Source organism: Pedobacter faecalis, from assembly GCF_030182585.1.
GTDB classification, from domain to species: Bacteria; Bacteroidota; Bacteroidia; order Sphingobacteriales; family Sphingobacteriaceae; genus Pedobacter; species Pedobacter faecalis.
Genome location: NZ_JARXOW010000001.1, coordinates 2,852,716 through 2,875,842, shown reverse-complemented (window position 1 = coordinate 2,875,842; position 23,127 = coordinate 2,852,716). Strand labels below are relative to the sequence as shown.

Sequence of the window (23,127 nt, the reverse complement as noted above, 5' to 3'; positions counted from 1 at the left end):
GCTCAATCACCGTCTCGTTTTCATATCTTTAGCAGTACATAAATCAAAACGCCTAATTTTACGTTGTACTTACAACCAGAGTTTTTTGCCGTTATTTATGAGAAGAAAGAATTTCGTCCGCCTTGTTATCATCTGTTTACACACCCTTATCACCTTCAATGCATGTGCCCAGAACCATCAGCATAACCAACAGATTCTTGCCGTAAGCAACACGGTGATTCGTAATACAGTTTTACTGAATAACGAGCGCGGCATCATTCCACTCAGATCACTAAATGAGAAAAACATTGCGTCGGTAGGCCTGGACTTTTCCGGCCAGCCCCTGTTTGACAGTCTGGCGAACAAGTACGCTCAGGTGACCTCATTTACAACGGGTAATTATAAGAACGCAACCGGCCTCGATGCACTTGAGGAGAACCTTAAGTTTTTTAATACAGTGATCATCAGCCTGCCAGCCCAACGGATCTCCGACAGCAGGAACCGCAACTTTATATTTAACGTAGCAAGAACGAAAGACGTGGTGCTATGTCTTTTTGGGGGACTATCCAGCCTCTCTTTGCTCGACTCGCTTAACGCCCCGCTGATCTGGACAGATCAGAGTACGCCGATTGCTTACACTCTGGTGCCACAAGCGATATTTGGCGGCATTGCGCTTGATAAAAAGCTGAACAGTACTTTGTCGGCCAAATACGTGGCAGGCTCCGGGTTCAGTACAACAGCAACACGTTTAAAGTATACGCTTCCGGAAGACGCCGGTGTCAATACAGAAGACCTGCAGGAAATTGATGATATTGCCATGGAGGCCATCCGGGCGCGTGCGACACCGGGCATGGTAGTTCTTGCGGCAAAAGACGGGAAAGTGATCTTTAATAAAGCTTACGGGAGTCATACTTATGCCGACACGGTCCAGGAAAGGGTCTCCGACATCTTTGACATAGCTTCGGTTACCAAAACTACGGCCACCACACCAGCCGTGATGCGCTTATTTGAAGAGCGCAGGTTAAATCTTGATACCAATGTCGGAGCCTATATTCCGAGGGCCAGAACGCAACCTATGAACCCTGTGCGTTTAAGGGAGGTCATGCTCCATCAGGCAGGCTTTATTCCTTATATCGCTTTTCATGATTATGTGAAGCCTTCCGATCACAGCCGGGATTCAAGTGCAGCCTACCCTACGCAGGTGGCCGACGGTTACTACATCCGGCAAAATTTCTTTGAGGAGATGATGTGGCCCAAAATGCTGGCGACACCGCTGCGCACCCGGGGTAAATATGTATACAGCGACATCAGCATGTACGTTATGAAAGAGATCGTGGAACAGATCAGCGGATCGCGTCTCGATGAATACGTCATGGAGAACTTTTATAAGCCCCTGGGCATGCAGACCGCCGGTTTCTCCCCACGCAAGCGGTTCGACAGGGCCTTGATTGTACCTACTGAGCAGGACACCTATTTCCGGAAAACGCTGTTGCATGGTTTTGTACACGATCAGGGAGCAGCCCTTACCGGAGGGATTTCAGGCCACGCCGGCCTGTTTGCCAGTGCAAATGACCTCGCAATTTTTTACCAGATGCTGCTCAACAAAGGTACCTACGGAGGAGCGCAGATTTTTAAACCCGAGACCGTAGTACTATTCACTGCGCAGCAGGCGAACGTCAGCAGGCGCGGACTGGGCTTCGACCGCTGGGATCCGGACAAGACCAAAAACTATCCGTCTGAACTGGCTTCCCCGCAGACGTTTGGTCATACCGGCTACACGGGTACCTGCGTTTGGGTAGACCCATCGCGGCAACTCGTATACATTTTCCTGTCTAACCGCGTGCACCCTGCAGCAAGCAACAAACTGAGCACCATGAAAATAAGGGGCAGAATACAGGATGTCCTGAACCGGGCGGTCGACAAGTCCAAGCGGACTGCACCATCGCCTTAAAGCTGATTCCTGGTGACCTTGCCCTTGATGATGAACATATTTCTGATGAATCTCTTCTCGATGACCATGTCTCCGCGGTAGTTAGGATTTGATGCCCGGAGCACCAGCCTGTCTTCATCGGGATGTTCGAATACCAACTTCACTGTAGACATGTTGTTTGCCCGTTCATCGGTTACGACTAGGTAGGCCTCACCCCACTGCAGGACATCGTAGTTGGTCACTTCCCGGATGACAATGATTTCCCCGCTGGCATATCTGGGATACATGCTGTCGCCATAAATAGGCAGGTAAGCATCACAATCATTAAAGGGCCGGAAGTTAACGTAGTACTCCGGACTTTCCCTGAGCTGATCAAAGCCGTCGACGGAAATCTCGGAGAGGTCGACGTTTAAATAAGGCACACCGGGATTCTCCTGTGACGCGGTCGTGTCTTCACTCCCGGGTCTTTCTGCAAACATATCACCCAGCCCCGTTTTAAGCCATTCGGGATTGATGTGATGATAATCAATAATATCTTTTGACAAACGCTTCCCTATCTTCCGTTTTCCGTTTTCAATTGCAGAGCAATTGCTGATGTGATCAGTAACCGGGCGGTAAAACTGCTCCAGCGTCATTTGCTTAGCCTGGCGTACGGCACGTAAGCGTGCACCAAAATTATTATCCTCTGAATCAGGTTGTTTCACAATATCAATTCATTTAGTTGTCTTTTGACTTGTCAATAATAGTCAAAAGAATATAACTTGCCAAAAGTTTCCTGATAAGCATTTTAGTTTATCAGGGCGTAAATGTATCTAAATAAATTGGAAATTATGAAGTATAGTAAATTTTGTTGTTACCAGCCGCACATTAGCTTTCTTAAACGTAAGGAGATAAGCGATCCCTACCTCGTATTAGGTGAACTGTACAGAAGACGCAAGCCCACTGACTTTCAGCAGGATCTCTGGAATCTACTGAAAATGCTGTTTAAGGAGAATGAGTGGAAGCTGCATGACCCGGCTGATCTTTACAGTCTGTGTATGGATGCAGCCAGATTGCTCGATGTACTCTGGCTCGTAAACAAGTACTGCCCTGAGCTGAGCAGTCCAATGCCGATCACTACCAACCGGGATGCGGCAAATCATTTAGCCGATGAGGTTAGTACGCTTTTTCGTTTTGGGGAAGCGGAGGCATCGGAAGAACCAACTGAAGGAGGCGGCGGAGTAACTGTGCTGAGCAACCACTACAACAAACATTATGACGGCTTCAGCAAATGTGACCTGTTTACCTACCTGCAGATCGCCCTCGATGCTTCGTATATGACAAACGACAAATACGAATACTTCAGTATCGCTGATTTCAATATAGCTTCCGATTTCTTTCAGCTCTCGGAACTGATTGAAGAAGGGTTTAAGATTTACAGCAAAGGGCAGGCAGCGTTCCCGGTGCTTTTAACTTGTAAGGAAATGAAATATGCCTGCGACCGCAACCATCCCACGCATCTTTCGCGCGAATGCATCAGGCAACCGCTCAGCCTGTTAAGCACTTTCGGCACTTACTACATCAATATAGAAAATCTCCACCCAGCCCTCTCGGCCTGGGAACAAATGCTCAGTGAAACAGATTTATGGAAAGCAGCCGATCACCCGGCCAACCTCATTTATATGCACGAATGCCTCATTAAACTCATAGACGCTGTGTGGATTATGCGGGAGCAGGGCAAAGTGGACAGGCATGTGCGGAACAAGCATCTGGTGACCATCATCGACGACTTTTTCCATTTTAAGAAGATGCACAAATGGAAAAGCACGCTGAACGAATGGCTAACGTACAGCCTGAGCAATACCCTTAAAATAAAAGAGAAGGATGTGGCGCCGACCGGGCGCGCTTTCAGTCACCTGGCCAAATTTATTGAAGCGGCACATCTGCTTTTTGAAAGCAGGTAACATCTTGTAAAAGCTTTCTAACTTCTAAATTATAAAACAACATGAAAAAACAAAAACCGGGAGCCGGGCTCCCATCTCCGGAAAAAGCTTTGTCGGCCGAACTAAAGGCCATGGTAGATCTTGTTATTTCAAGGTATAAAATGGAAAAAATCGTCTGTTTTGGCAGCATTACGAACAACATTGAGCACCACAGCTGTTTCACCGAATACACCGGCAGTGAGGGGAACCCGTGGCCGCAAAACAGCTATTCCCTGTTGCTGATACCTTCCGCACAGGAGATCATGGCAGATATTGTTATACAGATGCAGGCAGAAGAAAGCCTGAAGCACATTGCGCAGGCTACCGTACTGGTGCACCGCATGGAAGAGATCAACAACGCGCTGATGAATGGAAGTTCATTTTTTACAACGATCTATAAAAAAGGGACCCTGCTTTACGATCAGGGCAAGGAACTGTTCGTTGCTCCCGCAGCAGGCGAAGCGGTCAGCAAACGCATTTTAAAAAGGGAACTGTTCTGGCAGCAGTGGTACAAATTATCTGACGGTTTTCTGAAGGGAGCAGTATTTTATAAACGAGGTGAGCTGAAAAATCTTTCCGTTTACATGCTTTACCAGGCCCTGCTGCATTGCTATTCCGGCATGCTCCGGGTGCTTACTGGCTACCGTACCAACACCAACGGGCTACGCCGCTTAATGAGGCTGGTTGACCACATCCTGCCCGAATCCTCTTTTGCAGGCGGTCTCAAAACACCGGAAGACGGGCGCCTGACCGCCTTGCTGCTTAAAGGCATCGGCGAGGCACGTTACGACGAAACCTTCCAGATTTCCGATTATGAACTATCGCTCATTATTCGACGCGTAGAAGAAATACTCTCTAAGGGCAACGTTGCCTGTCTTCAGCATATCGAAGAGATCAAAGGCGGCGTTCGCCCCTACATGTCCTGAAATGCGCTACATCTTCAACCCTATTTCGCGTAACCGCTCGTCCAGGTAGTCGCCGGCTGTCATATCGGAATAGGCTTTGGGCCTGTCCGCGTTAATGCATGAAGGGAGACAGGTAAGGTCCATGCCCGCGCGCGGGTGCAGAAAAAAGGGCACCGAATACCGTGAGGTCTTCATAAGCTCCCTCGGCGGGTTCACTACCCGGTGGGTCGTTGAGCGGAGCTTATTGTTTGTCAGCCGCTGAAGCATATCACCAACGTTTACCACAATATCGGTATGCCCTGCTTGTATGGGCAGCCATTTATTGTCACGTGTAAGCACCTCGAGTCCGTCGGCGCTTGCGCCGATCAGCAGGGTAATTAGATTGATGTCTTCATGCGCACCTGCCCGAACGGCATCGGGAGGCAGGGCATCCGGATCTTCAATCGGAAAATAATGTATGCCGCGAAGGATAGAATTACCCCGATCTACATGCTGATCGAAATAATCCTGCGACAGTCCGAGATAGTCTGCAATCGCCCGGAGCAGATGTTTGCCATTTTCTTCCAGGCGTTTAAACACTTCGCGGGTGACTTCGTTAAAATCAGGGATCTCTTCGAGATAGAGGTTGTCGTCCTGACCGATCTGCCAGAATTCTTTAAGATCAGCAGTCTTCGCCCCTTTGGCAATTTCCTTTCCAGCGCTGGTATAACCGCGTTGCCCGGCCAGTTCGGAGCGCTCATACTTTCGCTTTACCTCTACCGGAAGGGCAAACATCGCCTGGATATTGTTATAGAGCCGGTCGATAAGCTCCTGATCCAGTCCGTGATTGGTGATGGTAACAAAGCCCGAATCGTTGAAAGCCCTTCCAAGCTCCGCAGAAAAAGCAGCGCGCTGTTCTTTGCTTCCGTTAATATATAGTTCGATATTGAGGCTGGGTATATAGGATGCTGACATGATGCTGGATATAATTATAAAACCGAAATTAGTAAACTATTACCAATTAATTACAAAGCATAAAGACTATTAGGGCGGCAACTGCGTAAGTAAATACATAAACGATAACACATGAGAATTGCGATCATACTTCTGGCGGCAACCATGCTGCTACCATTCAGTAAAACAAAGGCGCAGCAGAACAAACTGCAAAAAGCTACATTCGGAAACGGTTGTTTCTGGTGTTCGGAAGCGGTGTTTCAGCGACTGAACGGTGTGGCCTCGGTCCGCTCCGGCTATGAAGGCGGTTATACGGCCAACCCAAGCTACGAGGACGTGTGCACAGGAACGACTGGCCATGCGGAGGTGATTGAACTCACCTATGATCCCTCAAAAATAAGTTATGAGGAATTGCTGGAAGTATTTTGGAAAACGCACGACCCCACCACGCTGAACCGCCAGGGCGCCGACGTGGGCACACAGTACCGCTCCGTAATCTTTTATCATAATGCAGAACAGAAACGTTTGGCTGATCAGTACAAGAAGAAACTGAATGACCAGAAAGTCTTCCCCAACCCGGTGGTCACCACTATAGAAAAGGCGGCGCCTTTTTATGTCGCTGAAAATTACCATCAGAACTATTTCAATAAAAACGGCAACGCCCCTTACTGTAAGGCTGTGGTCCTTCCCAAGGTTCAGAAGTTTGAAAAGGTCTTCAAAGCAAAGCTGAAGCAGAAGTAAGCGCTTCCTGATCCGCTACTCGCCGGGTACAATCTTGTACACCGCACCTTTCTCGGCTTCCAGGATGTTGGCCAAAATATAAAGCTCACCCTCCTGGTCTTCCCCGAAACTATAGATCTGCCAGATACCGGGTTCTTTAGAGATGGATAAGCGCTCTATTTGCCAGAGGGCCTTTTTTACATCGGTAAGCGCCCATACCGGCCCCATCAGGTCGCCAAACACATATTTACCCCTAAGCTCCGGAATGCACTTGCCCCGGTACAGAAAACCGCCGGTAATGCTGATTCCTTCCTGCCGGCCGTAATCAATAATCGGGTTGATCCAGTTCTTCGGATCAGGATCGTTGGGAAACTTCACATGAGTACCCTCCCTTACACGCCAACCGAAATTGCCGCCTTTGGTGATGATGTTTACTTCCTCCCAGTTTTTCTGACCTACATCACCGGCAAACAGCCTTCCGTCCTGCCGGTCAAAACTTATCCGCCAGGGGTTTCTCAGACCATATGCGTAAATCTCAGGCTTCATATTCTCTTTTCCGACAAAGGGATTGTCTTTTGGAATGGCGTAAGGCACAGCATTTACGTCGATCCGCAATATCTTACCCAGCAGCGTATTCATGTTTTGTCCGTTTCCATACGCACCGTGCAAGTCATTATATGCGCCGCCATCGCCCACACCAATATAGAGGTATCCGTCCGGACCGAACTTCAAATCCCCGCCGTTATGATTGGATTCGGGCTCATTGATCGTTAATACATCACGCGCGCTAGCCTTATCGACCAGGTCGGGGTTCTGCTTAGACACCGTATACTCCCTGATCACACTTTTGTGATCTACTCCAGGGGTTTTGGGAATACGCGAACTAAAGTAGACATACAGTTTACCGTTCTTCAGGAAATCGGGATGCAGGGCCAGACCCAGCAAGCCCCGCTCGTCGGCACTGGCTGTCATGAATACTTCAGGCGCGAAATCCAGCAAAGGTTCGGTTTGCAAGTTCCCCTTCTTGATGATTCGGATGCGCCCGGCCTGTTCGCAGACAAACAAGCGGCCCGATTTGTCGTTAGGTGCTGCAAAGGCTGTCGGATAAGACAGCTGGTCGGTGACCAGTTGCAGGCCCACTTTTACCGGCGACATCCTGATCGCGGATGCTGATTGTGCGCAGACAGATCCGTAAAACACGGCAACCTGTGTCATGGCAGCTACCACCGCAACACCAACTTTCAAAAATGATTTCATATGATGAAGTTACATAATCCGTGACAATTTTGTGTCTGCTGATGTCAACCCTTGCCAAAAACAACTTATCGACTACCGACATGATCGACTAAACGTATAAATCTGTAGTTTTATCCGTTGGGAATATGGCTGTAACACCTCTTCAGAACGAAAGCGAATTGCTTGCTCAGATCGCGCAAGGGGACCAGCGTGCGTTCGCGGCACTTTTCAAACATTACCACAGGTTTCTCTACAGTTTCAGCCTGCGCATCACCTCTTCTGAAGAAAGTGCAAATGAAGTGGTGCAGGATGTCTTTTTAAAAATATGGCTTAACCGGGAAAGACTTGCCGAAGTTCAGAGTTTCGGCGCTTACCTGAACCGGATGGTACGCAATCATTCGCTGAACGTTGTGAGAAAGGAACTTCAGGTAGCCCGCACAACCGGCGAGTTCGGCCGGTCTTTCGATGAACGCGACGACTCAACCACCCTGCAGCTTGAGTATAATGAGGTAAGCAACCTGCTGAACGACGCCATTGCCGGACTATCGCCTCAGCAGCGGCAGGTTTATCAGTTATGTCATCAGCAGGGGCTGAAATATGTGGAAGCCGCCGAGAAAATGAATATATCGCCGCAGACGGTGAATGCATACATGAAAGATGCCTTAAAAAAAATCCGGATGCATTTCAAAAAGCATGCAACAGTTTACCCGCTACTGATCCTGGCACTCTTCGATTCCTGACAGGAAGCAAATGATATTTTTTTATTCTGACTACCCTGTAAGCAAATATGAGCGGTGTCATATCAGTAAAGGATCGGCGACGCCGCTTACGGAATATGAAAAACAATCCAAGACTTCATCACTTGATTGACAGCTACCTTCGGGGCGGCCTGTCTCAACTGGACCGCGCCGAGTTACTCAGTTATTTTGAGGACCCGGCATACCGGACGGAAATCGAAGACCGGCTTGGCTTTGAATATGAACGGGAGACTGGCGGTCAGGAAATGAGCGCGGGGATGCAGGAGCAGACCCTGGCGCAGATATTCGGTCGCAAACATACCGCTGTAATGCCCACACGACGGACATGGAAAATATGGAGCAGACCGGCTATCGCCGCTGCCATAGCATTGATCCTTTTCGGGGCCGGACTCTTTTACTACAATGCAGGCTTTCATCAAACAGTATTTAGACAAAGTACTTACAGGAACGATATTGACCCGGGTACCAGCGGTGCTACACTGACCCTTGCCAACGGAAGAAAAATCAGACTCTCTGACGCAGCCAATGGCGAACTCGCCACGGAGGCGGGGGTGGTCATCAGTAAGACGGCTGACAACCAGCTGGTTTATGAAATAAAAGGACAGGCTTCGGACGGGAAAGCAACGAATGTATTGTCGACCGCCAAAGGTGAAACTTACCAGGTGCGCCTACCGGACGGGTCGATGGTTTGGATGAATGCAGCCTCTACGCTGACTTATCCGGCCAACCTGGGCAGGCAGGAAAAACGGATGGTAAAATTTGAAGGCGAGGGCTATTTTGATATTGCCAAAGACAAGGACCACCCCTTCGTAATAGAAAGCCGAAACCAACAGATCGAAGTGCTGGGTACGCAGTTTAACATCAATAGTTATGCGGATGAACCTCTCACCCGCACCACCCTGGTGGAAGGTTCCGTAAGTGTCAACGGCAGCACCAGGCTGAGCCCTAATCAGCAGGCCAGGGTCGGTAAGTCGGACATTACCGTGGTTTATGTAAGGCCAGAAACGTATACCGACTGGAAGAACGGCATCTTCAACTTTGAAAATGAACCCCTGCAATCGGTGATGCGAAAAATTGCCCGCTGGTACGATGTGCAGGTAGACTACGCCTCAGCACCAGCCGCCGGCAAGACCTACAGCGGTACGATTTCTAAATATGCGAAGATTTCGGCCGTACTGACGCTCCTGGAAGAAAGTGAAGGCATCCATTTCAAAGTGGACGGAAGAAAAGTAACTGTAATTAACTAAACAACGAATAAACTAAGCTAAATTATGAAACACTTTTACACTAAAGCAGGACCCTGAAAGGAGATAAACTGTATATGCAGACAAGCCTGAAAAAGAGCCAGGGGCGCTCCAACACCCCTGGCCAAAATGTTCAGATTGTCCTGTGAATTAATCCGTTAAAATTTCATTTCCATTCAAATCCAAACAACTCAAATGTATGAAAATTTGTACTAAGAACTCGTGCGGGCATCCCCTGCACCTGGACAAATTACTGCTGATCATGAAAATCACCACATTTCTATTAATCGTTTGCATAATGCAGGTCAGCGCCCACAGTTTTGCGCAAAAGATCACATACTCCCAAAAGGATGTAAGCATAAAGCAGCTCTTTCGGGAAATTACCAGGCAGACCGGATACAACATCTTTTACGCAGATTCTAAAATAGACCAGAACAGGAAACTGGACGTCAGTTTTTACAATGCCTCTATCGAGGAAGTCCTGAACCGTAGCTTTTACGGTCAGCCTGTGGTATACACGATACGGGACAAGAATATCATCGTAGAGCGTCAGGAAAAATCCTTACTGCAACGGCTTACAGAGGTATTCGACAATATTAATGTGACGGGTACTGTGCGCGACGAACGCGGCATCCCGCTTCCGGGGGCAACCGTCAAAATAAAGAATACGAACCGGATATTCATTACCAACGCCACAGGCGGGTTTGAGTTCAGGGCCGTAGATGAAAATGCCGTCTTGGTTGTCTCTTATACCGGCTATAAAACCAAAGAGGTACCCGTAAAAGCGGAGTTGACTATTTCCATATTCCCGGAAGACGAAGAGCTTAGAGAGGTGACCGTGTCTACCGGCTATCAGCGGATCAGCAAAGATCAGCTCACCGGGGCGGCTTCAACCGTAAGTGAGGCCGAATACCATCAGCGCGAGGCGATTACAGGCAATTTCCTGGAAAGTCTGGAGGGGAAGGTGCCAGGATTGGTGTACAACGGACAAACCGGAGAACTGAGCATTCGTGGCGTTTCTACTTTTGATGCCGTGAAGCAGCCTTTGATCGTATTGGATGGATTTCCTACAGAGATTGATCTCCGCACCATAAACCCGAACGACATTGTGTCCATATCGGTGTTAAGGGATGCCGCAGCGGCCTCTATTTATGGAGTAAGGGCTTCTAACGGTGTGATCATTGTGGAAACAAGGAGGGGAAAAGCCGGAAAACCGGCCATTAATTTCAATAGCTCTTACGCTGTTCAGGCTAAACCCGACTTCGGCTACCTGAATTACATCTCGGCCGCCGAATTCGTACAGCTTCAACGGGAGAACTTTTATATCTCAAAGCCTACCACAACGTTGTACGATCTGGGTTACTACAAAATGAACCCGGCGCAGGAAATCCTATTTAAAGGGCCCCGGACAGGCGTAACCAATCCCCAACTGAGCCAGGAGCAAGTAGATGCACAACTCGCCGCCCTCGGCTCGTACAGTAATCTGCAGGAATATCAGGACCTGTTCTACCAGCAGCGCCAGGCCCGTAACCTTAATCTCGATGTAAGCGGGGGAAACGACCGCAGCACTTATATGATAGGCTTCAATTATATCGGAGAAAGGCCTGTAAACCGCCGGTCGGAGAACAACCAGTTTAACCTTAACCTGGCCAATACCATACAGCTGTCGAGCCGTATCAGTGCCGACCTGAGAGGGACTTATACCAATATAACAAACCGGTCGGGCCTGACGCCCGGCTATGGCGACTTTTTCCCCTATGAAAGGTTGACAGACGAGCAGGGGAAGGCTCTGGCTATGTCGCTCGGACAAGGTCGCGATTACTCCACTAAGGCGTTGACCACGGCAACCAACAATACGCTCCAATCGGCCGGACTTTACGATCTCCTTTATTACCCTTACCAGGAACTGGCCTCGAATACAACCACGGTACGCACGGGTTCCATGCGTTTTCAGGGACGGCTTAACGGGAAGATCACAGACTGGATGAACCTGGACCTGGGTGGCAATTATGAAAATCAAAGCATGCTGACCGACAGGCTCCAGACGGAAAACGCCTATGAGTCGCGCTGGCTGATCAATTCTATGGCGCTTCGCGACCCGGCCAACGGCAGGGCACTGTTTACAAATATGCCTAAAGGAAATATCCTGAGAAAAAACACGCAGAAAGTGGTCAACTACACCCTGCGCGGCCAACTTAATTTCAATAAAAGTTTTGATGGCCACGAGCACAGCATCTCAGGAATCGCGGGTGTAGAGCAGAGAAAAACAAACTCAGACGGATACCTGACCTCTTTCTTTGGGTACGACGGGCAATCGCTCATCGTGAAGCCGATCAATATGGGTGCGTTAAACGCAACAACCACGCCTGCCATCTCTTTCGGGCCATCGGCGTTCGGCTCCCGATTCAGCAGCAACAATTATTTTAATGAAACCTCTACCGACCGCCGTTTCAATTCATACTATGGTCAGGGCACTTATATCTTTAGATCGAAATATGTGGCAACCGGAAGTTTTCGTATCGACCAGTCCAATCTTTTTGGCGTAGATCCAAAATACCGCAACAAGCCACTGTGGTCGGCCGGCATCAACTGGCGCCTTGGGGAGGAAGCCTTTATCAAAAAACACGAATGGATCAGCCAGCTGCAGCTTCGTACGGCAACAGGTTTCAATGGAAACGTGCCGAGCAGCAACAACGGTGCCTTCCTGATCCTGAACACGGCGCTGAACACGGCCTTTACTACGCCGCTGACCTACAACGAGGTGCTCACACCGGAAAACCAGTCGCTAAGATGGGAAACAACCAAAAATTACAATCTGGGGCTCGATTATGGCTTGTTTAATAACCGCATTACGGGCTCGGCAGATTATTACCTTAAAAAAACGATCGATGTTTTCGGCAAGTTTGATGCCGACCCGACAACGGGCTTTAACCAGTACGACGCCAATACGGCTTCTATCGAGAACCGGGGACTGGAACTGCTGATCAACAGCCACAACATTCGCGGCGATCGCTTTTCCTGGAGAACACAGCTAACAGCCTCTTTTAACCGCAACAAAGTACTTGCCGTTAAAGCAACGGAGTTTGCCAACTCACAGCTTATTGCGGCTAACACGAACCCTGTTCAGGGCCAGCCGATCGGAGCGCTGTATAGCTATAACTATGGTGGTTTGAATGATATGGGTCAGCCTTACGTGCTGGATCGCAACGGCAAAGCACACGTGCTTACCCTTTTCAGTTTCGGCGCAGGCACAGACGATGTGACCAGGGAAGACATGATTTACAGCGGGACAACAGTACCGAAACATGTGCTCGGTTTAAACAACCAGTTTAGCATTGGCGACTTCGATCTTTCCTTCCTGTTTATGTATTATGGCGGCCACGTCATGCGCGTAGAACAGCCTAACCCAAACAACATTGGCAGCAGCAGTTTTCCGCTTCAGGGTGCGGTAAATTTCTGGCGCAATAAAGGCGACGAACTGAACACCCGAATACCGGGATATACCGGAGCCACCAGTACGGCGCCCGGCTATTATCAGTCGTCTGCACTATATGGCTACCAGTATGGGCATGAATTTGTACGCAAGGCCGATTACATTCGTTTACGCGACGTGGTCATCACTTACAACGCCAAAGCTAAGTTTCTGCGGGATCTCGGGCTAAGAGACACCCAGCTTCGTTTTCAGGCGCAGAACCCATTCCGCTATACCTTCAGCGGAAATGATATAGATCCGGACGCGATCGACAGGCTTAACGGGGTGCGCCGCCTGGAAACTCAGCCTTTCTACAGCTTTACCTTATCCACCAATTTTTAACTCTGCAACCATGAAAAAGACATATATATTTCTGGTCCTTCTTGCCATTGTGGCCAGTTCCTGTAAAGATTTCCTGGAAATCAAACCCAAAGGAATCATCCTGCCTGAGAAGCTTTCGGACTATGAAGGATTACTTAATGCGCCCTCTATGACGCGGACTTTTCCTATCAACCTGCTGGATTTTACAGACGACAATTTAAATACCTTTGAAGCAACGGTTCAGTCGCCCACCGCCAACGGCTACTATTGGCGCCCCATCCTCACTATGAATGAGAAGGCTAGTCCGGATGTTTGGGGACCAGCCTACCGCAGCATCTACTCGGCCAATGTAATCATCAACGGCGCGGGCAGCGCCACTGACGGTTCGGACCTGCAGAAACAAAGTGTCATTGCCGAAGCCCTGGTAGTTCGGGCCAATTGTTACCTCGAACTGCTTACCGTTTTTGCCAAGGCGTACAATCCGGCGACTGCTGCAAGCGATCCAGGCCTGCCTCTGGTAACCAGCACAGATGTGAACGACAAAGCTCCTCCGCGCGCTACTCTGAAAGCTACGCTCGACGCGATCATAGCCGATCTCAAAACTGCTGCTGAAAGTCTGCCAACCACTAATATCAACCGGTACAGAGCCACCAAGTATGCAGCGTACGGACTGTTGAGCAGGATCTTTCTGTATATGGGCGACTTCGACAACGCTGAAACCTATACGGATATGGCCCTGCAAGGCACGCACAGCATCCTCAACTATAATAATTACGCTACCTACACCTTAATGCCGGTGTATGATCTTAATCCGGAAGTTTTATGGCAGCGTGCCGCGGTGAGCGGAAGCCCTATTTTCATGCTTTACTCAAACGATCTGAAAACTTATTTTGACAGCAACGACATCCGTTATAGTTTTCTTACGGTTACCAACAACAATGGCCTGGGGCGGGCATCACTGCCGGGGGTCTATAACTTTGGCATTACCTATCCGGAAATGCACCTTACCCGTGCTGAGCTCCTGGCACGCGATGGTAAATTTAATGAGGCCATGACAGTGATAAACACTTTACGGAAAAACCGCATACGTACGGCTGCTTATGCCGACCAGATGGCCAGTTCAGCTGAGGAGGCGCTCACCAAGGTACTCGCCGAACGCCGGCGCGAACTCGCATACAGCGGTATGCGCTGGTTTGATATGAAGCGGCTTGATCAGGAGGGTCGCATGCCTGACGTAAAGCGAATAAACCCTAAAACCGGTGTTGTTGAAGCCACCCTGTCGCCCCGCAGTCCGAACTACACCTTCGAGATTCCCATTCGCGTGAGCGCGTTTAACCCTGACATGGAACTTAACCACAAATAACCCATAACATTTATATACTCAAAACAATGAAAGCATTAATCACCAGTGTCATGATGATGACACTTACATTTCAGGGCTTTGCGCAAACAGGCAAAACTGAGCTCACCGATGATCTTGTGGCCAACAAGGACAAAGCCTTAGGGCGTTTCGTGCCCTTACACAACGGCACATACCTGTACAAATTTTACGTGATTCCGGTACCGGAAGTAGAACAAAAGTTACAGGAATACCGGAAAGCGATGGAACCAGAGATCGCCAAACAAAAGACCCCGGCGCTGCAGGCACTCGCGCGCAAGGATGTAGACTTTCATGCCAGGAAGGTCATGAGCTGGCATGGTGGACTGTATGGGATGGATTCTGTAGGTATGGCCAATCTTGAACATGTTATGACCACCAAAAAGGGGGACCCTAATTTTACAACCCTCATCGCGGAAGCCCAAAAGAAGGCTTTCGTTAAAACACTCAGTCCGGATGAGCGAAAAGCAGTTATGGACAAGGTATACGGAGATGCGGAACTCGATAACGAGGCGCTGTTTAAACGGTCTGCCGCCTACCGCACCTGGCTGGGCGACTATATCACCTACCTGAGAAACTTCAAGTACAGACAAGACACGACCATGGGCTGGGCGGGGATGCCCATTGTGAAGCTGAAGGTGGTGAAGGCAGAAATTCCTGCAGGTTTTGTACAGGATCAACTGAACTATCAGTACACCACAGAGATACTGAAAATGGTGAAAGACAGTGCAGCCAAGGAAAGTGCTTACAGAAGTTTCATGAGCAGCTCGAAGAATGCCGCGCATAGGAAGGAGATCGAAACCATCTACGCCAACTACAAAATGATGGCAGGCAATGCCTTGTCGCCCGACTTCGACTATGCCGATGTAGACGGCAAAAGAGTTTCCCTGAAGTCGCTCCGCGGTAAATACGTTTATATCGATGTATGGGCGACCTGGTGTGCACCCTGCAAAGCGGAGATTCCCTTTCTGCAAAAGGTGGAACATGATTACGCAGGAAAAAACATCGAATTCGTGAGTTTGTCGGTTGACCGCCTGGCAGACAAGTCTAAATGGGTAAGTTACGTGAAAGACAATAAACTTGGCGGGATACAGGTGATGGCCGACAAAGATTTCTCCTCAGACTTTATCAAGAAATATAATATCAATTCCATACCACGATTTATTTTGATAGATCCAGCAGGCAAGATCGTTGCAGGGGATGCCTATCGTCCGTCCGACCCTTTGCTACGCACCCAGCTGGATAAACTGCTCAATTAAAATCATTCCTGTGTCATAAGCCGTAGTCCCATATCGCCATTACAAAGTAACGTTACTACATTTGCTAACAGTGTTATAAAAATAAAACATAGTTATGAGTGTAATAGAAGCTTTGCAATGGCGGTATGCCGTTAAAAAAATGAACGGCGCACCTGTTGAGCAGGAAAAAGTCGACCAGATCATAAAGGCAGCCCACCTGGCGCCTACATCCTCAGGCTTGCAACCGTTTGAAATTATCGTTATTACCGATAAGGAACTTAAAGAAAAGATCAGACCGATAGCCTTCGATCAATCGCAAATCACTGACTGTTCGCATTTACTCGTGTTTGCGGCCTGGGATAATTATACGGAGCAACGAATCAGAACGGTATTTGCGCATACCAATGCCGAACGGGGCCTGCCGGAATCGGCTACGGAAGACTACGTTAAACGCCTGCTGTCGTTATATACTATAAGGTCTGCGGAAGAAAACTTCCAGCATGCGGCACGGCAGTCGTACATCGCATTTGGTGCGGCCATCATTGAAGCCGCAACTTTGAAAGTAGATGCCACCCCCATGGAAGGTTTCAATGCAGCTGAGCTCGACGCATTGCTCGGATTGAGGGAAAAGGGACTAAAAAGCACCACCATTCTGCCGCTGGGTTATCGCGATACCGAAAACGACTGGCTCGTGAACCTTAAAAAGGTACGCAAACCGCTCGATAGTTTTGTCACTGTGCTATCATAGCACAACTGTCAAAAAATGTTAAATCTGTCTGGTATTTAATCTGATGCTTTTATTAAATGAATATATTAGCGAGGTTAATACCAGACATTCGTTTTAATGAGGATATTCAGAGTCATCATAGCTGCCATCATTCTGCTGGCCGGCATAAACTATTCCACACAAGCTCAGCAGGACAGCATCGTTCTGAGCAAAATCATCGACAAGTCCAAAGAACTATCGGAGAGCAGGCCGGTTGAGCGGGCATATGTCCATTTCGATAAACCTTACTACAGCGTGGCTGACACAGTATGGCTCAAAGGTTATGTCACCATGGAACAGAACCTGCCTACACAGCTCAGCAAAATCATGTATGTGGAGGTGATCAACAGTCGCGATTCACTGGTTCAAACACTTAAGCTGCCATTGGTTAATGGGGTAGCGGAGGGCAGCATTCCGCTGAATCAGGGCACCTACCGCCAAGGCAATTATCACTTTCGCGCTTACACGCTGTGGATGCTGAACTTTGATCATGCGCATTTGTTTACGCGTACCATCCCGGTTGGAGAAGCGATAGATAAAGAGCTGATCACCCATTTCAGCTACAAGAATACGCAAACCGACAAAAGTCAGCTTATAGATGCTACCCTGCAGTTTAAGAGTGCGGAGAACATGCCTTTGCCGAACAAGCAGGTTACCTGGGAAGTCAATTCCAACTTTGACGTAGTGAGCAAAGGCAAGGGCACAACCGACCAGAACGGCATACTGAAAATCAAGATCGATCCGCGTAAAAACGGCCCGATCACCGACGGCGAACTCGTCACCCGCCTGGAGATTGCCAGCGACGACATCCTGACGAAATCTTTCAAACTGGCCCCGGTGAAAAATGAGTACGACCTTCAGTTTTTCCCCGAAGGAGGTGAACTGATCAGCGGCATCCCGCTTAAAGTTGGTTTTAAAGCGATCAATGCCGCCGGACTGGGTGCCGACATAAAAGGAACAGTAACAGACGGCGGCGGTGCTACCGTGTTGCAGATAGCATCATCCCATCTGGGCATGGGTTCCTTCATGTTTACGCCCGAGGAAGGTAAAAGCTACAAAGCCAGCGTCAACTTCCCGGATGGCTCTACCAAAACCTATGATTTGCCGAAAGTAGTGGCTGCAGGAGCTACGGTACAGGTAGACAATACCGACCCGCTAACGCTTCAGGTTAAGATACTGGCCAACAACACCTATTTTTCCGTCAACAAGAACAAGACACTTTTCCTCGTGGGTACCCACGGAGGGGTGATTTGTTATGCCGCAAAAACCAAACTCAACAGTCAGCTCATCAGTGCAAAAATACCGAAGGAGACCTTTCCATCCGGCATTATGCAGATCACCCTGTTTTCTGAAAGCGGTCAGCCCATCAGCGAACGCCTGGCGTTCAACAACCCCTCCCCACAGGTTAAGGTGGAACTGAAGACTGATCTGGCTGCCTACAGGCCCCGGCAGAAGGTAAAACTCAGCGTGACCGCGAAAAATGGGGCTGACCCGATGGACGGGAACTATTCCGTATCGGTAACCGACGACCAGAAGGTACCTGTAGATGAGGATGCTGAGGTGACCATTTACAGTTCCCTGCTGCTCACCAATGATCTGAAAGGCTATGTGGAAAAGCCGAACTACTATTTCAATAAGCCTGATGAAAAGAAGCTGTCAGATCTTGATGTCCTGCTGCTCACTCAAGGTTACCGCAGGTTCAATTTTAAGGAAGCGCTCACCGCGCAATTCCCGCCAATCGCTGTGTTGCCTGAGCAGGATATGCGTGTTACGGGTACCCTGCGCGACAGGACTGGTATGCCTGTAAGAAAAGGTGCGCTACGTCTTACGGTAACCGACTCGCGTATTTCAGCGGAGACAGTAACCAGTCCTACCGGCACATTTGCTTTCCCGAACCTTGTTATTCCCGACTCTTCCGAGGTGGTGATCAATGCCAAATACAGCGCCGGCGGATCCAGCCTGATGATCTTGCTCGACGGTCAGCCTGCGGCACCTGCCTTCAAGAATCTTCACCCGCAGACTGAGACCATAAATATTGATAGCGCCCTGGCACCGTATCTCGATAACAGTAAGCGAAAATACAGCTATTTGAGAACCCTGAAGGAGGTGAAGATCGAAGGAACGAAAATCAAACGTCCAAGCCACAGTGATCATCCGTCTTTAACCAGTCTGGGCAATATCAATGTCACAGTGGTAGAAGGCGATCGATTTAAAAACTTCGCTTCAATTGCTCAGGCCATGCAAAACTCTTTAAATGGCGTAACTTTCTTTCAGAACAACTTCTATGTAAGCCGCGATTATAATGCAGGCAGCCGCATACCTATGCAGATCTTCCTGAACGGGGCACCGATTGATTTCACGGGACTGATGGCAGTCTTACCTGAGGAGGTTGAAAACGTAGAGATCTTTTTAAAAGACGAACTCGGCACGATCGACCGTTTGTATAACACCCGCGGCGTATTGGTGGTAAACACGAAGAAGCCGGTGAAGGGGCAGAAGATCAGTGTACAAGACCTGAGAAATATGATCCCGGAGGCCAACCTGCTTAAGTTTTCTCCTAAGGGCTTTGCCCGTCAGCGGGAGTTCTACTCACCAAAATATGTAAACCCGGCCAACACCTATAATTTCAATGATTTGCGGACAACCATCTACTGGAACCCGAAGGTGATTACCGGCGCTGGCGGAACGAGCGCCATGGAATACTATAATGCCGATGGCAACGGAACGTACCGCGTGGTGATCGAAGGGATAGACAAGAACGGCCAGGTTAGCCGTTCTGTGCATCGGTACACGGTTAAATAACTAATCTTCCGGCTCCTTAGGTTTAGGGTGCACACATTGCAGGCCATTTGCCGTCATCAGTAGTTCAAAATATTCGAGCTCATGCACATGGTGTTCATCATTCCCCTCGTCGCAGTCCCAGTAAAGATTGCCGCTCAGATAACGGTGGAAATCTTTGTGAAGATTGAGCCGGGTGCCAACAGGGAGCCGGACAATCAGTTCTACTTCCTGACCGCGCCAGTTGCTGCCTTTGCTCAGGTGAATCGAATGCCCTAGGTTCACTACCGAATCTGTCTGACTGAAATCATAATGTATGTTGCGCGCATTGATCAGTGCAGTCTCAAAGTCCAGGCCCCTTGCCTTGAAGTTCCGGGTTACTGAAGCCTTATCATTGTCGCTCTTCTCGATCCAGATACGCACATTGCGGGGCGACTCGAATTCGTGGTCTATATCGTTTAAGATCTTTCTGTCTTTATAGTTTTTACGGTCAATTTTATACCTCAGGCTATCTGCCGCCGTAAAATACCGGGTCCTGTCCATTTTTAGCGTATACACCGGATAAGGTTTTAGCTCACCTACCTCTGCAAACTCGGCACCCTCTTTAAACTCAGACGAGATACGGGTGATATAGTAGGCAAGCGGCGCCACGCCGCACAACCAAATAATCAGCAGCACAAAAGACAGCGTGCGGTTGACTGGCCTCTTGGTAAACGCCACGCGAAGGGAAAACAGCAACAGCGCAAGCAAGGGGATACTGGCTACAATAAAGGCGGAGATCAGCAGGGGACTAAAATAACTGTCGTTGACGATATTGAATGGAAAATAACCCGACGCCTGCGTATCCCAAAAACCCATCAGGGCTACAGTACCCACCATTAAGCCGATCAAAGCCAGTGATGCCCATGCGATGATCAAGACTGCGGCAAGCTTGAAGACAAAGCGGAACAGCTTCGACAACGCACCGGACACAAAGTCCATCATCTCCGATAGCGATCCCTTGCTCTGCTTAAAGAAAGGATCAAAATTGCTGCTCGCAAAACCGCGCAGGTTAGCCTCCATACCTTTCATGCTCATTTTCTCAACCCTTGTTTCTGCCTTTGGCACCATGATCCACAGGATAACATAAGTGAGGATACCCAGCCCCCCTGCGAAAATGCTGAGGAAAGCAGCAACACGTACCCAGCGTACATCCACGTCGAGGTAGTGCCCAAGTCCGGAACATACTCCGGCGATAACCGCCTGGTCTGTATTTCGGAATAACTTCTTCACCGAAAACGCATAAGCGCTTCCTGCCCGGGGGTCTGCAAACTCAGCCTCTGCGGAATGCTCGAAATCACTCACGGAGCCCATACGCTCCATAACCGAGCGTATATCATCGATGCCGATGGCCTGCTTTTGTCCTGAACTAAGATTTTCATGAAGCATTTCGGCTATCCTGTTCTCAATATCGGTCACAATTTCAAAGTCTTCGGCCGTCCGGGCGAAATGCTGTTTTATCTCGTTCATATAGGCGACCAACATTTCGTAGGCGTCCTCTTCAATTTGAATGATGGAGTTGCCGATGTTTATATTAAATGTCTTTTTCATTTTCTGCTCATTTATCGGATTTGTTTGCCTGAGAATTTTTTGACGTGTTTATAGCATGGGAAAGCTCTTGCCAGGTAGCGTCGAGCTGGCTAAGGATTGCTCTGCCCTGCTCGGTAAGCACATAATATTTACGGGGCGGACCGGAAGTGGACTCTACCCAATTATACGCAAGCAGGCCATTGTTCTTGAGCCTCGTTAGTAAAGGATACAACGTACCTTCCACCACAAGAAGCTTGGCCGATTTAAGCTCAGCAATAATATCCGACGCGTAAATCTCGCCTTTGGAGATAATTAAGAGCACACAATATTCAAGTATGCCCTTACGCATTTGCGTCTGTGTGTTTTCTGCTATCATAAAACAAAGATATATGTTTTATACAGTAATATGCAATACAAAGTACTATAAAAGAAACAGTATCAAATATATCCGACTGATTATCAATACAATATTTTCTTAAAGATTGATATTAAAAGATTAATGTGTCCGGTTAGTGTGTGTAATTAACAAAAAAGAGAAAGTTATTAACAATTCCACATATCCATGGACGGATGGCTTGGGGTTTGATATGATTTTAGTGCACCTATACTATCTTCCTATGTTGATCAAAACACATCCCCTTTCATTCACTTTTGTCCGACAAAAGGTTCAGAATCAACCAAAGCCGCTTACAAAAACGCAATGGATCAGTTACGACCGCGTGGTCATGCTGCTGTTAATCGCTATGGTCATCGCCGGAGCGGTAATCTATTCCTGACCGTAAACTATTAGAGTAATAGCGCATCGATTCTATGGGCCTGTACCCTGTCCTGTTGGTCAGACCAGCTATATAGGGTAAAGTGTCCGTCCTGCGAAGCCACCATCGCAGTGGCATCACGCTGGTCATGAACAAACTGCGCCGCAGACAGATGCCTGGTCCCTCCAACCTTCGTGGGGTGTACAACTACCGCTGCGCCACCTTCAACCGGTTCCGAAAAAGCCAGTTCATCCACATTGTCTTTGCCCTTAGCACGACCAATTTTCGCACCAAAGGCAAGAAGCTCGAAGGAACTGCTGATCACTGTAGCACCATCTACTGCAGTTAATCCCGCCAGGTGTTCTACCTCCCGCCTCAATGCTGTTTGCCAGAAGATCTGGCTCGACTCCTTACGTTCGTTCAGCAGCAGCTTAGATAAACCGTTGAATGCAGGCTGAATGAGATATTGTACCGGCTTGATAATAGACTGGAGCCAGTTGTTGTTCTCGCGGTTCACAATAAGCAGCGTGCCACCCCGACCATGTGCACGCATGGACACAGCGAGCTGGATCATCACATTCACAGAGTCGTTCCAGTACGAAGGCGCCGTCAGGTCCAGAAGGGAAAGCAGCATCGGCGGACAGTCCGGCGTACTGGCCATATGTCCGTCTACCATCTTCACCTGATCCCCTTTAAGCACCGCCACATTGGTAAACTTGCCGAAACCATAAATCCGGCGATGCTTAATCACCAGCAGTGCCGGCTCTGACACATCTACCACAAAGCAAAAATTCGGGATGCTCACCGTGGTTCCCCAGATATAAAGCTCCCCTTCTTCGGCCCATACACCCAAATGGATGCCCGAGCGCTCTATTCCTGGCGCAAGCTTGGTGAGGGTGGAGGGTGTAAGCTTAAACCGCTGTTTAAAAAGAAGCGGATTGCCGGCCTGCTGCGGAGGCAGGAAAGCAAGGGATATTTTTGGCGAATGCCCCTCCTCTTTTCTCAGACTCGCCCAGAAGGTCGCATCCAAAACCGCCTCCACAACATCATGCGTAGGAAGCGGCGCAAGGTCGTCCTCCCCATTTTCGCGCGCAGCGGCAAGATGTGCAGCAAAAATAGCCTCTACTTTTGGTGCAATATGCCTTGCGGCCTGGTAGGTGGAAGGGTACTTCATGCCCTAAAGT

Annotated in this window: 18 protein-coding genes; 12 read left to right on the top strand and 6 right to left on the bottom strand. The window is 48.9% G+C overall.

Annotation, left to right across the window (positions count from 1 at the left end; translation table 11 throughout):
- The first annotated feature begins 97 nt into the window (after nt 1-97).
- The gene (locus QEP07_RS13090; RefSeq protein ID WP_285010623.1) at nt 98-1,930 is read left to right on the top strand and encodes a serine hydrolase domain-containing protein; all 1,833 of its coding nucleotides are present in this window, start codon (nt 98-100) and stop codon (nt 1,928-1,930) included.
- Here QEP07_RS13090 and QEP07_RS13085 read toward each other — a convergent pair.
- Complete coding sequence (locus QEP07_RS13085; protein WP_256001920.1) at nt 1,927-2,613, bottom strand: XRE family transcriptional regulator; 687 nt, start codon at nt 2,611-2,613, stop codon at nt 1,927-1,929. The two genes, QEP07_RS13090 and QEP07_RS13085, sit on opposite strands and share 4 nt — an antisense overlap.
- A gap of 126 nt (nt 2,614-2,739) precedes the next feature.
- Here QEP07_RS13085 and QEP07_RS13080 point away from each other — a divergent pair, with 126 nt between their 5' ends.
- Together QEP07_RS13080 and QEP07_RS13075 are read left to right on the top strand one after the other, a co-directional pair.
- Nucleotides 2,740-3,852: a hypothetical protein gene (locus tag QEP07_RS13080; protein WP_285010622.1), complete on the top strand. Its 1,113-nt coding sequence runs from the start codon at nt 2,740-2,742 to the stop codon at nt 3,850-3,852.
- A gap of 41 nt (nt 3,853-3,893) precedes the next feature.
- The gene (locus QEP07_RS13075; protein WP_285010621.1) at nt 3,894-4,796 is read left to right on the top strand and encodes a HEPN domain-containing protein; all 903 of its coding nucleotides are present in this window, start codon (nt 3,894-3,896) and stop codon (nt 4,794-4,796) included.
- A gap of 6 nt (nt 4,797-4,802) precedes the next feature.
- Here the strand turns inward: QEP07_RS13075 and QEP07_RS13070 are convergent, their stop codons facing one another.
- Nucleotides 4,803-5,729, bottom strand: a complete 927-nt coding sequence (locus QEP07_RS13070) for an isopenicillin N synthase family dioxygenase (RefSeq protein WP_285010620.1) — start codon at nt 5,727-5,729, stop codon at nt 4,803-4,805.
- Nucleotides 5,730-5,840: 111 nt separating this feature from the next.
- On the opposite strand from QEP07_RS13070, the gene msrA reads away from it, so the two are divergent.
- Nucleotides 5,841-6,449 (top strand): peptide-methionine (S)-S-oxide reductase MsrA, encoded by a 609-nt coding sequence (gene msrA / locus QEP07_RS13065; protein WP_256001924.1) that lies wholly within the window; start codon nt 5,841-5,843, stop codon nt 6,447-6,449.
- 15 nt (nt 6,450-6,464) lie between these two features.
- Here the strand turns inward: msrA and QEP07_RS13060 are convergent, their stop codons facing one another.
- Entirely contained in the window at nt 6,465-7,685 is a 1,221-nt protein-coding gene (locus QEP07_RS13060; RefSeq protein WP_285010619.1) for a PQQ-dependent sugar dehydrogenase, read from the bottom strand.
- Nucleotides 7,686-7,810: 125 nt separating this feature from the next.
- Between QEP07_RS13060 and QEP07_RS13055 the strand changes: the two genes are divergently transcribed.
- The 7 genes from QEP07_RS13055 to QEP07_RS13025 all read left to right on the top strand — a co-directional run bounded on the left by QEP07_RS13055 (nt 7,811) and on the right by QEP07_RS13025 (nt 19,643).
- Complete coding sequence (locus QEP07_RS13055) at nt 7,811-8,404, top strand: RNA polymerase sigma factor (RefSeq protein WP_285010617.1); 594 nt, start codon at nt 7,811-7,813, stop codon at nt 8,402-8,404.
- A gap of 95 nt (nt 8,405-8,499) precedes the next feature.
- The gene (locus tag QEP07_RS13050; protein ID WP_285010615.1) at nt 8,500-9,669 is read left to right on the top strand and encodes a FecR family protein; all 1,170 of its coding nucleotides are present in this window, start codon (nt 8,500-8,502) and stop codon (nt 9,667-9,669) included.
- A 196-nt stretch (nt 9,670-9,865) separates the two neighbouring features.
- Nucleotides 9,866-13,480 (top strand): SusC/RagA family TonB-linked outer membrane protein, encoded by a 3,615-nt coding sequence (locus tag QEP07_RS13045; protein ID WP_285010614.1) that lies wholly within the window; start codon nt 9,866-9,868, stop codon nt 13,478-13,480.
- Between the two features lie 10 nt (nt 13,481-13,490).
- Nucleotides 13,491-14,822 carry a RagB/SusD family nutrient uptake outer membrane protein gene (locus tag QEP07_RS13040; protein WP_285010612.1) on the top strand — a complete coding sequence of 444 codons (1,332 nt, stop codon included), beginning with the start codon at nt 13,491-13,493 and terminating at the stop codon, nt 14,820-14,822.
- A gap of 26 nt (nt 14,823-14,848) precedes the next feature.
- The gene (locus tag QEP07_RS13035; protein WP_285010611.1) at nt 14,849-16,096 is read left to right on the top strand and encodes a TlpA family protein disulfide reductase; all 1,248 of its coding nucleotides are present in this window, start codon (nt 14,849-14,851) and stop codon (nt 16,094-16,096) included.
- 94 nt (nt 16,097-16,190) lie between these two features.
- Nucleotides 16,191-16,823, top strand: coding sequence for an NAD(P)H-dependent oxidoreductase (locus QEP07_RS13030; RefSeq protein ID WP_285010610.1), 633 nt, complete (start codon nt 16,191-16,193; stop codon nt 16,821-16,823).
- Between the two features lie 96 nt (nt 16,824-16,919).
- Nucleotides 16,920-19,643 (top strand): carboxypeptidase regulatory-like domain-containing protein, encoded by a 2,724-nt coding sequence (locus QEP07_RS13025; protein WP_285010608.1) that lies wholly within the window; start codon nt 16,920-16,922, stop codon nt 19,641-19,643.
- Here QEP07_RS13025 and QEP07_RS13020 read toward each other — a convergent pair whose 3' ends face one another.
- Both QEP07_RS13020 and QEP07_RS13015 read right to left on the bottom strand, forming a co-directional pair.
- Nucleotides 19,644-21,209, bottom strand: a complete 1,566-nt coding sequence (locus QEP07_RS13020) for a PspC domain-containing protein (RefSeq protein WP_285010606.1) — start codon at nt 21,207-21,209, stop codon at nt 19,644-19,646.
- Between the two features lie 7 nt (nt 21,210-21,216).
- Nucleotides 21,217-21,564 carry a PadR family transcriptional regulator gene (locus QEP07_RS13015; RefSeq protein WP_256001934.1) on the bottom strand — a complete coding sequence of 116 codons (348 nt, stop codon included), beginning with the start codon at nt 21,562-21,564 and terminating at the stop codon, nt 21,217-21,219.
- Nucleotides 21,565-21,805: 241 nt separating this feature from the next.
- On the opposite strand from QEP07_RS13015, the gene QEP07_RS13010 reads away from it, so the two are divergent.
- On the top strand, nt 21,806-21,964 hold the full coding sequence (locus QEP07_RS13010) for a hypothetical protein (protein ID WP_285010605.1): 159 nt from the start codon (nt 21,806-21,808) through the stop codon (nt 21,962-21,964).
- Between the two features lie 10 nt (nt 21,965-21,974).
- Here QEP07_RS13010 and QEP07_RS13005 read toward each other — a convergent pair whose 3' ends face one another.
- Nucleotides 21,975-23,117: a putative sensor domain DACNV-containing protein gene (locus QEP07_RS13005; RefSeq protein ID WP_256001936.1), complete on the bottom strand. Its 1,143-nt coding sequence runs from the start codon at nt 23,115-23,117 to the stop codon at nt 21,975-21,977.
- Nucleotides 23,118-23,127: the final 10 nt, after the last annotated feature.